Raw genomic sequence first — 11,078 nt, 5'->3', positions numbered from 1 at the left:
GATTCACAGGATCAACTTATTGCAGCACGCTTTAATCTTGAACAAATAATAGAACATCTTGGTGTTGATTCATTAGCTTATTTAAGCAAAGAAGGGATGTTGCAATGCGCCCAAGAACAGGCATCAAATTTTTGTACAGCTTGTTTTGATGGTAACTATCCAATCCCTGTAGAAGCTGAACTTCGCGAACATAAATTAATGTTAGAGCCCAGTGGTTTAGCTCAATCTTAATTAATTAGAGGTATTAGGCAAACTACCTTTTCGGTTTTGGGTAGTTCAAGGTTTAAACCTGTGCCGTGGCTATCTTCTGTTTTAATACTGTCTGTTTTCAGTCTAATACTGCCAGCATTTGTTTTAACAACTATTAGCTCAGTATTAGATGCCCTTAGATCTACTAATTGATCACTACGATTGCTAAATCTTAGTGAAATTTCACCAAGATCTCCCCTGCTGCAAAGCCGAATACTTGAAACGGAAAGTTTTTTAAGTTGACCCATTGCACTCACTAGCAATACATCAGCGTCTGCCGGGCAGGCTGCAGCGCCAACAATCGTTTCACCCGGCAGCAACCTCATTAAGGTGGGTCCTTGGGCTGTCTTGCCCATTAACGGAATGCTGTTTTCATCAATGGGAAGCCTTAAACTTCTACCTGTGCTTGTTGCAACCACTAAATTTTGAGCCTCTTTACAGATAACAGCCCTTTCTAGTACCACTCCATCTTTCAATTTTAAAACTGTTGTTGCTCGCCCTGAAAGATCTTTAAATTCCTCAGCGGCAATTCGTTTAAAGCGGCCATCGCTACTTAATAAACCAATTGAGAAGGGAACATTATCTGCTGGCATTACTAAAACCTCAACTATTTTTTCTGCTTGGCCATCAACACTTTCTGGTAGGAATTTTTCAATTGGCCCAGGTTGCTGGGCAGCAAATTCCCAGCGCAACGCAGCTACCCTGCCTCCACTTGTGAAGGCCAGCAGAGTTGGAGCTGGTTGCACCGCAAGGATTAATTGGCCATGGGGTCCATGTTCGCCATAGGGCAGTGGTTCTTGTAGGTGTAGTTTTCCCAGAATTTGCGGGCTGGCGATACGCAGCAAGCCGTCGCTTTGTAGCAGCAGCCGATTATCAGCGCTGATGGCAGAAAGGGCATGCAGCCTTTGAGCTTCTGCATTTGGTCTTTGCGCTGCAGCCCGTTGGGCTACTAAATCATCTCCACCTTCTTGGAGGCGAGTGCGGCGAGGAGTAGCAAAACGTTTGCGTAGTTGCTTGAGCTCTTTGATGAGAGTATCTAGTAAGCTTTGGCGATTATTTAATAAATAACTGAGCTCTGCTTGTTCTTTTTGCAGCTCATCTAATTCTTTGCGTAGGCTTTCCTGTTCAAGGCCTGTTAAACGTCTTAAGGGCATTGCGAGCACAGCATCAGCCTGGCGTTCGCTTAAATTAAGCTGCACTTGCAAACTTGCTTTCGCACTTGCGCTATCACGGGCGGATTGAATCATTTCAATTACATCTTTTAAAGAATTAAGTGCTTTTATTAAACCTTCAACAACTTCAAGCCTGTCTTCGCAACGCTTTAGAGCATGGCGGGTGCGCCGCACCATTGTTAATTCACGATATTCAAGGAACTGTTCAAGTAATTGCCGCAGGCTTAATTGTTGCGGTTTTCCATGAACAAGCGCCAGCATGATGGCACCAAAATTACTTTGCAACGCAGTACGTTTATGTAATTCAGCCATTACTTGCTCTGCATTCGCATCACGCCTTAATTCCACTACCACCCGCATGCCCTCACGATCGCTTTCATCACGGATATCGGCAATTCCATTTATTTTTCCATCATTTACTTGTTCTGCTAGTTTTTCAATCCAGCCTGCTTTGCTTAATTGATAAGGAAGCTCTGTTATTACAACTGCCCCTCTTTTATGGCGGCCCTTCCCCGGTTGCATTTCTTCGATATGGGCAACTCCACGCATGGGAATACTGCCCCTACCTTGCAGATAGGTTTCCTGTAATCCGGATCCGGTAAGCACTACACCACCGGTTGGGAAATCAGGGCCTGGAATTAGTTCCAGAAGTTTTTGATCGCTTAACTCAGGGTTGCGCACTAACGCCACCAGGCCATCAACCACTTCGCCAAGGTTGTGGGGTGGAATGCTTGTGGCCATTCCCACCGCAATTCCGGTGCAACCATTCAGCAGCAGAAAAGGCAATTGCGCTGGAAGCACTGTTGGTTCCTGCTGAGAACCATCGAAATTATTGGCGAAATCAACTGTGTCACTACTTATTTCAGCCAACATTCCCTCGTGGGAAAGTGGCGATAGGCGCGTTTCGGTGTAGCGCATTGCCGCTGGTGGATCGTCGTCTACCGAACCGAAATTTCCGTGACCATCCAGCAGTGGGTGGCGACTGGCAAAGGTTTGTACAAGCCGCACCAGGGCGTCGTAGACGGCTTGATCGCCATGGGGGTGGTATTTGCCCAGCACATCCCCCACTACACGAGCACATTTGCGGTAGGGGCGATCTGGGGTGAGCCCCAGCTCGTGCATCGCAAATAAAATGCGCCGTTGTACTGGTTTGAGCCCATCCCGCACATCGGGCAGGGCCCTTCCCACGATCACGCTCATCGCGTATTCGAGATACGAACGCTGCATCTCTTGATGCAGAGCGATCGGAACGATGCGCTCGTCCGCCATGCGGAGTGGGTTAAACCGAAAGGGTGCGGCTCAGCCTACAGATAGCGAATTCACTCTTCCTTAAAACCGGCCATACCCATGGCCCTATCCACAGAACCACGCAACCTTTCATCGAGGAACATCACTTGGGTGGCTTGCCGCAACTTCGCGCCCCACAACTGATCTTTTTGATAAGCATCCAGCACGTAATCCGGTTCTTTCACGAGGGCTTGAATCGCCAAGTTGATTGTTTCTGTTGAGGTTTTACTTTCTGAATAAAGGGCTGCTGCCAGTGCAAGGCTTGGTTCTGCTGCATCGGAGCTGATTTCTAGGGCCTTGCGCCAGCGGCCAATCGCTTCGCTACGGCGCCCTTGCTCAAAAAGCACAATCGCTTGGTTATTTACCGCCTCCCAAAAATTTTTCCGAAGCCCGGCGGCCTTTTCAAAAGAGCTAAGGGCGGGATTTAGTTCTTTGAGCTGGATCTGAGCATTACCAAGATCAAAATAAGCACCAGGATTATTTGGATCCAGGCGCAGCCCTTCCCTCAATAGTTTCTGGGCTTCTTCCGGTTTTTTATTACGCAGATTTAACGAACCTTCCGCAAACCACACTCCTGGATTATTTGGGTCTAGCTGCTTCGCTTTTGCTAAAGCTTCATAGGCTCTGTTGTTTTTTTCTCCCTTAGCGGTGCTGCGCAATTCAGCTTCCGCTAGCACCAGCCAAGCTCTTGGATCGCTTGGTAAAACCTGCACTGCCAATCGCGCTAATTTGCGCCCTTCCTCCACTTGACCTATTTGCAGCAGCCCGGCAGCAGCTCCTGCAATACCAAGGCCCGCCTTACCAAGTTCTTTTGCGCTTGGCACAAATACATACGGCACAAGCGCCTGGGCGGGGGCCGGCAGCATGCAAGCTGCTGCGGCCAATAGAGCCAGCAGCTTGAGGCCCATGGTGTTCTAAAAAGCTAAAGGCAGCCTAAGTTGCGGCGCCACATATGCGGTTTAATACGCCTCAAGGCTGAACTTCGCAAGGCCTGATCCCACTGGCTTGCATTCCAATTGAGTAGTTCTGCTGGTTTGCTTTGCAGCATCCATTGGCGTGGTTGCAACTCAGGATCTTCATTTGCGTGTGCTTGTTTTTGATTCCAGGGGCAGGCCTCTTGGCATAAATCGCAACCGGCAATCCAGCCATGCAGCGCAATCGGCAATTCAGCGTTTCGATTTTCGATCGTGTGAAAAGCAATACATCGGCGGCTATCAACAACAAACGGTTCAGTTATTGCCCCCGTAGGACATGCCGGTAAGCAGGCACTACAACTGCCGCAGAGGGGGGTGGCGGGGATGCTTGGCGTGAGTTCAACAGTGGTTAACAGGTGCCCGAGCAGCAACCAGGAGCCGTGGCTTTTGCTGATTAGGTTTCCATTTTTACCAATCCAGCCAATCCCAGCTTCTTCTGCCCAGGCTTTATCCAGTAACGGCGCTGTATCAACACAAACGCGCCAGTGGCAATCGGGTTGCTGCAGCTCTAGCCAGCGTCCTAAGCGTTTTAAGCGTTGTTCGATTACGCGGTGATAATCCCTCCCCCAGCCGTAGCGGGCGATGCGGGCAACACCAACCTGCTGCTGCTGCCCTACGTAGTAGTTCAAGCCCACCGCTAGCAGGCTGCGCACCCCTGGTAGCAACTGTTCCACCTGGCGCCGCTTTGGGTTGTTCATCCAGGCCATATCTGCCTGATAACCAGCGGCCAACCAGCGTTCAAGGGCGGCATTACGCAGAGCCAGCCGTTCACTGCCAGCCGTTGCCGCCACCCCTGCCACAGCAAAACCCTGGGCGATGGCCTGTTGTTTCAACTGCTCGGCAAGATCCACCGGCACCTTTACAGTTGCGCCGCATCTTCATTGTGCCGTGCCAGAGCTTTCTCCTTCCCGTTTATCTGGTTTGTTGCGCTGGATCGGCGGTGCCCTGGTGTTGGTGCTCGCTCTCGAGCTCATGGCAGTGCTTAGTGCAAATGCTTGGGGTGAGGAGGCCTTTAGCCAATTGGTGGTGGATACCTTGATTAAGGCTTCCCCGATGGCCTTAGTTGGCTTGCTTTTGATGTTGATGGGCTCCCGCCTCGATCAACCGCAGCAGCAGCGCAGCCCCTTGCGTTGGACTGTGTTTGGTGTGGGTATTGCCCTTGCTTTATCGCTGCTGGTGTCGGTGCCGGTAACGATCGGCGGCAATGCAATCCTGCAAAAGCAGTCTGATCAGGCGGTGGAGCAAAAACAGATGGAATTGAATCGGGCCACTGCAGAAAGCAACAATCCTCAATTGATTGAGGCCTTGGTGGCTCAGCTGCGTCAGGCCGGTCAGCTGGATCCAAATTTGAGTGATGAACAGGCAAGTGCCCAGGCAAAACGTTTCATAGACGGCCGTTTAGGCCAACTCAAGCAACAGGTGCAGCAGTCTGAAAGGGCCAGATCTCTAACTTTGGGTCAGAGACGTTTTAATAGCACTGGTATGGCTTTGCTGTTAGCCCTAGCTACAGCCGCTGTTGCATTGGGGGCAATCCTCTAGTGGACGCCCCTGTGGCTAAGTTGAATTAGCGATTTACTGCTCAAGAACATTGGTGCAGACCCGCCCTAGACCAGAACCGCCAATCAATGTGCGGTTACAACAAGATCTCAAGAACGACCTGATCGCTGGGTTGCTTGTGGTGATTCCACTTGCAACCACAATTTGGTTGTCTACTTTGGTGACTCGTTTTGTGGTGAGTTTTCTCACTTCAGTGCCAAAGCAGTTCAGCCCATTTAATACGTTAAATCCATTTTTGCAGGAAATAATTAATCTGCTTGCTGGTTTATTAGTACCTCTGCTTGGTATTCTTTTAATAGGTTTAATGGCGCGTAATATAGTTGGAAGATGGCTGTTAGATTACGGCGAGGGAACTTTGGCCCGTATACCTTTAGCTGGTTCGGTTTATAAAACTCTTAAGCAAATCCTAGAAACGGTATTAAAAGATAACAGCACTAGATTTCGCCGTGTGGTGCTTGTTGAGTATCCAAGGGAAGGTTTGTACTCGCTGGGTTTTGTAACAGGTGTATTGGGTGCATCGATGGCTGCTAGCTTCACTCAACCAATGTTAAGTGTTTTTATTCCAACAGCGCCAAATCCAACTACCGGTTGGTATACCGTAGTTCCAGAAACTGCAGTTCGTGATATTGATATGAGTGTTGAAGATGCATTTAGAACAATTATCTCAGCAGGAATTGTTAGCCCCGAAGATCGCGATAGCCCTGTAAATCGTAGTTTTTCGAGCCTTCTCGCCCAATTGCGGCCCTCTACGCAGCCCAGCCCACCAAAACCCTGAAATTGATGCAAAACCGCACGATTGCCAGGGAGTTATCCCTTTTAATTCTTGGTCAAAAGGCTGATCGCAGCCCAGCAACTACCGAGCAACTTTTAGCCCAAGCGCTCACCTCACTGCATAGCCATTTACGGGAGGTATTGGATCAATCAGCAGATCAACTGCAGCAAGCTCAACAAGCTCTTTTAGAAAGCGAATTAAGCGAAGGTGAAAACGATCGTGTTAGGCAACATTTACATAAAGGTTTAGAAGGAGCCGAGCAGGTATTGAATCGGTTATCGGCCAGTTTGGAACTTCCCCGTTTGCTTCTATTAGCAGATCAGCATGATCTACGCGAATGGGCTTTACAGCGCTCCAAGGCAGTATTTGCGGCGCAACCAGCTTTAGATAGCCGCATTGATGCTGTGATGGAGGGCTGGCGTTTAACCCGTTTAGCTCGCATCGATCAAGACATTTTGCGCTTAGCGGTGGTGGAAATTGAAGCTTTTCAAACCCCCCCTGCTGTGGCGATTAATGAAGCTGTTGAATTGGCTAATCGCTATAGCGATGAGGCGGGCAGACGCAAGATCAATGGTGTTTTGCGCCGCTACATCACTGCCGCTGCTGAACTTCAAGGGCTAAACAATGGCTGAGTTTGATTGGTTTAATCGAGAAACCACTGAGGCCCAATCCGCAGAGGACGCTTTGGCATGGGCCAAGGAGGCTTATGCCCGCCTAAAGGCTCAACAACAGGGCGCGCCAGAGGCACCTCTTGATACTCCACCAGAAGTTCCAGAAGTTCCAGAAGTTCCAGAAGTTCCAGAAGTTCCAGAAGTTCCAGAAGTTTTAATAGTTCCAACAGCTCCTTCTTTGCTCGAACAAGCAGCAGCAAAGCGAGATGAACGGCTCGCCAGTGTGTCGTTACCCGCGATTGAAGTTAATGCTGAATTTACTACTGAAATTCAGCTGGATTCAGATTTTCTTTGGTCTGCAGAAGTGCTTGCAGCTCAAGGGCGACCAGCGGCTCAAGTTTCCATAGAAGAAATCGATTGGCTGGGGAAGTTGCGGCGTGGAATGGAAAAAACCCGTCAGGGTTTTGTTACTCAATTACTCGAAAATCTTGGTGATGATCCTTTATCTGAGCAGTCGCTTGAGCAGATCGAAACCCTGTTACTTAAAGCTGATGTAGGGATTCAAAGCACCGATTTAGCGCTTGATCGTTTGCGGCTGCGCATGAATGAAGCGGTGGTTGATGCGGCAGAAGCGATTTCTTTACTAAAGCAAGAATTGCGCGAACAGCTTGAGAGTCCCCTTGGCAAACAAGGAGTTGCTCCCTTGCTTGCCCCAATAAAAGGCCGGCTCAATATTTGGTTGATCGTGGGTGTGAACGGTGTTGGTAAAACCACCACCTTGGGCAAACTTGCAAACTTGGCGGTGCGCAGTGGCTACAGCTGCCTGATGGCAGCAGGCGACACTTTTAGGGCTGCGGCGGTGCAGCAATTGCAGGTGTGGGCAGAACGCAGCGGGGTTGCAGTGATAGCAAATCCTTCCGCTAACGCCGATCCTGCCGCTGTGGTTTTTGATGCCATAGGTGCGGCACGTTCAAAAAATGTTGAATTGCTTTTGGTTGATACCGCTGGGCGGCTGCAAACAAAACACAATTTGATGGAAGAACTGGCAAAGGTGCGGCGCATTATTGATCGCCTTGCTCCAGAAGCTCAGGTGGAATCGTTACTGGTGCTTGATTCCAGCCAGGGTCAAAACGGTTTAAGACAGGCGATGGCTTTTGCTGCCGCCGCGCAACTCACAGGGGTAATTCTCACCAAGCTCGATGGAAGTGCAAAAGGCGGAGTTGCCCTTGCAGTTGCGGCTGAAACCGGCCTGCCAATTCGTTTTATTGGCGCCGGTGAGGGTTTACGCGATCTAAGACCATTTAACAGCTTTGAATTTATTGAAGCTTTATTAGCCAAAAATTAGCTAACTTGAGTCCCCCTGCGGCAGCCCCATGGGCGCCCAGCCGCCTGCCCACCGACCCCCAATTGCGATCACCCCTGCCGCTTCTTTACGGCAACTGATCGATAGCCTCAACCGCGAACAACGGCGTAATCAAGAGCTACTGGCATCCCTCGGGTTTGCTTTACGTAGTTTCACTAACCTCAGCCGTTTTCTTGAGCTAGTGCCTCTGCTCACGGCCCGTTTAGTGGAGGCGGAAGGTGCGATTTTGCTCACTCTGCGCAGTGATGGTTCGCTTTGGCGTGAACAATTGCATGCCTCTGCCACTAACCGTTGCGCTGAGTTATTGCGCATGTTGGCGGGTTTGCAAGATAAAGATCTCGATTCCGAGGCGGGCGATGAATTGATGGCATCTCGGCTGGATCAATTGGTGCGCAGGCAGCTGGGAGATGTGCAACTTTTTGGCACTTCGGTGGTTGCAAAAAATCGACAGCGGGGTCGCTTATATGTTTTTAGTAGTGATCCTCAATATTCGTGGAGTGAGGTGAGACGCCGCCATGTGCAATTGGTGGCAGATCAAACGGCGGTAGCGATTGAAAATGAATTGTTACTGGAGCAGATGCGTCAGCATCAACGATTAGATCAACAACTAAATATTGGCGGTGAAATCCAAGCGCAATTGTTGCCAGATCGCTGCCCAGTGATTGAAGGGGTAGAACTGGCAGCTCGCTGCCGCCCCGCCTTTCAAGTTGGTGGTGATTATTACGATTTTATTCCCACTAAACCTCAACTAACTGGTAAAAGACGGGAACAGGGAAGGTGGGCTTTAGTGATGGGAGATGTAATGGGGAAAGGTATACCTGCAGGTTTATTAATGACCTTGCTACGGGGAATGTTGCGAGCTGAGGTGTTAACCGGCTTACCTCCTGATCGAATTTTACATGATTTAAATCAATTAGCCCAAGAGGACTTAGCTCATTCCAATCGTTTTGTTACCTTGTTTTACTCAGAATATGATCCGCGCTCAAGATTGCTGCGTTTTAGTAATGCAGCTCACAACCCACCTTTGATTTGGCGCCGGCAGGGCCACACGGTGGAACGTCTTGATGCTCCTGGCCTATTAATTGGCTTGCAGCCCGATGCTGATTACGGCTGTGAGCAGGTGCTTTTAGAGCCAGGGGATGTGCTTCTTTTTTATACCGATGGTGTTACTGAAGCCAGCGGCCTTGGCGGTGAGCGTTTTGATGAGGAGCGTTTAATGCGATCCCTCTTGGCGATATGCAAATCGGGGGTTGGGGCCCAAGAAATTTTGGATCAACTTTTTGCGCGGCTGGATCGTTTTGTGGGGCCAGGCCGCCACTTAGACGACGACGCCTCTGTGGTGGTAATGAAGGTGAAAGATGAAGTGGTGTTGCCTAGCCTGTGAAATCCTGCAGGCCAGGCGAAATGGGTGCAAATGAAGGGGTAACAGGGGGACAAGGGGCCAGTTGGAGCAACCGTTTTGAGCAGGGTTTGCACCCTGCAATCGAGCGCTTTAATGCCTCGATTGGTTTTGATATTGCCTTGCTGCAACAGGATCTTGATGGTTCTGTTGCCCATGCCCGCATGTTGGGGCGTTGCGGTTTGATTTCAGAGCAGGAAAGTATTGATCTGATATCCGGCCTAGAAGCGGTGCGCCAAGAGGCAGCAGCGGGCAGTTTTAAGCCCGGCCTGGAATGTGAAGACGTGCATTTCGCAGTGGAACGGCGCTTGATCGAACTGCTGGGGCCGTTGGGCAAAAAACTGCACACCGGCCGCAGCCGCAATGATCAAGTTGGTACTGATTTGCGCCTCTGGTTGAGGCAACGCATCGATGGCTTGGAACCGCGCCTACAACGGCTGCAACGGGCTTTGTTTCTACTGGCGGATCAGCATCTGCATACCTTGATTCCTGGCTACACCCATCTGCAACGGGCTCAACCCCTTTCTTTAGCGCATCACTTACTCGCTTACGTGGAGATGCTCGAGCGGGATCGTTTACGCCTGCTTGATGTGCGTAAACGGGTAAATATTTGCCCCCTTGGGGCTGCGGCACTAGCGGGTACCCCGCTGCCAATCGATCGCCGCCAAACCGCAGCTGAACTGGGCTTTGAAACTATTTATGCCAACAGCTTGGATGCGGTAAGCGACCGTGATTTTGCTGTGGAGTTCAGCGCAGCAGCAGCTTTGGTGATGGTTCACCTCAGCCGGCTAAGCGAGGAGGTGATTTTTTGGGCTAGTGAGGAATTTGGTTTTGTGCGCCTTAGCGACCGTTGCGCCACCGGCAGCAGTTTGATGCCACAGAAAAAAAATCCCGATGTGCCGGAATTGGTGCGGGGTAAATGCGGCCGCGTATTTGGCCATCTCCAGGGCTTACTAACCATGATCAAAGGGCTTCCACTTGCATACAACAAAGACTTTCAGGAAGACAAAGAAGCGTTATTTGATGCTGTGCGCACCACTGAAGATTGCTTAGAAGCCATGGCAATTTTATTGGAGGAGGGTATTGATTTTCGGGTGGAACGTTTGGAGCAAGCGGTGGCCAGCGACTTTTCCAATGCCACTGATGTGGCTGATTATTTAGTGAATCGCGGTGTTCCCTTCCGTGAGGCTTATCAATTAGTTGGCGGTTTGGTTAAAACCTGCCTGCAGGAAGGGGTGTTGCTAGCTGAGTTGCCATTGGAGCGTTGGCAAATGCTGCATCCAGCTTTTGAGCAAAGTATTTATGCCGCGATCGCTCCGCGGCAGGTGGTGGCAGCGCGGATTAGTGAAGGGGGTACTGGCTTTACTCAGGTGCAACACCAGCTCAATCATTGGCGCAATCTCTTGATGTGTTCTTAAAGACATCGATTAAGTGGCACTTGCCGGTTTAGATTTTGAAAGTTCCCATTTCTATGGGATCCCCTAGTCCATTCAACGGTCCATTCGGTCCCTAAGGCCAGTGAGCATTTTTGTCGGCAACCTTCCCTTCCGCGCGGAACAGGAAGACATCATCGAACTCTTCGCCACCCACGGCGAGGTAAGCAATTGTTCCCTTCCTTTGGAACGGGACACCGGACGCAAAAGAGGCTTTGCCTTTGTGGAAATGGCAGACGACGCTGCAGAACAGCGAGCCAT

Annotated in this window: 10 protein-coding genes and 1 pseudogene; 8 read left to right on the top strand and 3 right to left on the bottom strand. The window is 50.2% G+C overall.

Going from position 1 to position 11,078, the window contains the following annotated elements; translation table 11 throughout:
• A pseudogene (locus AC2JC8_RS02220) lies at positions 1-231 on the top strand (amidophosphoribosyltransferase); the annotation flags it as partial.
• On the opposite strand, the gene AC2JC8_RS02215 reads toward AC2JC8_RS02220, so the two are convergent.
• The 3 genes from AC2JC8_RS02215 to queG are packed head-to-tail and all read right to left on the bottom strand — an operon-like array spanning position 228 to position 4,533.
• A complete protein-coding gene (locus tag AC2JC8_RS02215; protein ID WP_484401445.1) occupies positions 228-2,690 on the bottom strand; it encodes a DNA gyrase/topoisomerase IV subunit A in 2,463 nt (820 codons plus the stop codon). The pseudogene AC2JC8_RS02220 and the gene AC2JC8_RS02215 overlap by 4 nt on opposite strands.
• A gap of 50 nt (positions 2,691-2,740) precedes the next feature.
• The gene (locus tag AC2JC8_RS02210) at positions 2,741-3,574 is read right to left on the bottom strand and encodes a tetratricopeptide repeat protein (RefSeq protein ID WP_484401444.1); all 834 of its coding nucleotides are present in this window, start codon (positions 3,572-3,574) and stop codon (positions 2,741-2,743) included.
• Positions 3,575-3,630: 56 nt separating this feature from the next.
• On the bottom strand, positions 3,631-4,533 hold the full coding sequence (queG, locus tag AC2JC8_RS02205; RefSeq protein ID WP_484401443.1) for a tRNA epoxyqueuosine(34) reductase QueG: 903 nt from the start codon (positions 4,531-4,533) through the stop codon (positions 3,631-3,633).
• Between the two features lie 37 nt (positions 4,534-4,570).
• Between queG and AC2JC8_RS02200 the strand changes: the two genes are divergently transcribed.
• The 7 genes from AC2JC8_RS02200 to AC2JC8_RS02170 all read left to right on the top strand — a co-directional run.
• Positions 4,571-5,221 (top strand): HpsJ family protein, encoded by a 651-nt coding sequence (locus tag AC2JC8_RS02200; protein ID WP_484594127.1) that lies wholly within the window; start codon positions 4,571-4,573, stop codon positions 5,219-5,221.
• 49 nt (positions 5,222-5,270) lie between these two features.
• Complete coding sequence (locus tag AC2JC8_RS02195; protein ID WP_484401441.1) at positions 5,271-6,014, top strand: DUF502 domain-containing protein; 744 nt, start codon at positions 5,271-5,273, stop codon at positions 6,012-6,014.
• 5 nt (positions 6,015-6,019) lie between these two features.
• Entirely contained in the window at positions 6,020-6,643 is a 624-nt protein-coding gene (gene nusB / locus AC2JC8_RS02190) for a transcription antitermination factor NusB (protein ID WP_484594126.1), read from the top strand.
• On the top strand, positions 6,636-7,967 hold the full coding sequence (ftsY, locus tag AC2JC8_RS02185) for a signal recognition particle-docking protein FtsY (protein WP_484594125.1): 1,332 nt from the start codon (positions 6,636-6,638) through the stop codon (positions 7,965-7,967). Before nusB ends, ftsY begins: the two co-directional genes overlap by 8 nt.
• Before the next feature lie 28 nt (positions 7,968-7,995).
• Entirely contained in the window at positions 7,996-9,369 is a 1,374-nt protein-coding gene (locus AC2JC8_RS02180) for a PP2C family protein-serine/threonine phosphatase (RefSeq protein ID WP_484594124.1), read from the top strand.
• Between the two features lie 20 nt (positions 9,370-9,389).
• Entirely contained in the window at positions 9,390-10,802 is a 1,413-nt protein-coding gene (argH, locus tag AC2JC8_RS02175; protein ID WP_484420116.1) for an argininosuccinate lyase, read from the top strand.
• A gap of 100 nt (positions 10,803-10,902) precedes the next feature.
• On the top strand, positions 10,903-11,078 hold a 176-nt coding region (locus AC2JC8_RS02170; RefSeq protein ID WP_484594143.1), incomplete at its 3' end, for an RNA recognition motif domain-containing protein.

The organism is Synechococcus sp. (assembly GCF_982614295.1).
This window is presented reverse-complemented; position numbering and strand designations above follow the sequence as displayed.

Coding starts and splice junctions, on each gene's coding strand:
- AC2JC8_RS02215 (WP_484401445.1), bottom strand. CDS start 2,690: ATGGCGGACGAGCGCATCGTTCCGATCGCTCTGCATCAAGAGATGCAG.
- AC2JC8_RS02210 (WP_484401444.1), bottom strand. CDS start 3,574: ATGCTGCCGGCCCCCGCCCAGGCGCTTGTGCCGTATGTATTTGTGCCA.
- nusB (WP_484594126.1), top strand. CDS start 6,020: ATGCAAAACCGCACGATTGCCAGGGAGTTATCCCTTTTAATTCTTGGT.
- ftsY (WP_484594125.1), top strand. CDS start 6,636: ATGGCTGAGTTTGATTGGTTTAATCGAGAAACCACTGAGGCCCAATCC.
- AC2JC8_RS02180 (WP_484594124.1), top strand. CDS start 7,996: ATGGGCGCCCAGCCGCCTGCCCACCGACCCCCAATTGCGATCACCCCT.
- argH (WP_484420116.1), top strand. CDS start 9,390: ATGGGTGCAAATGAAGGGGTAACAGGGGGACAAGGGGCCAGTTGGAGC.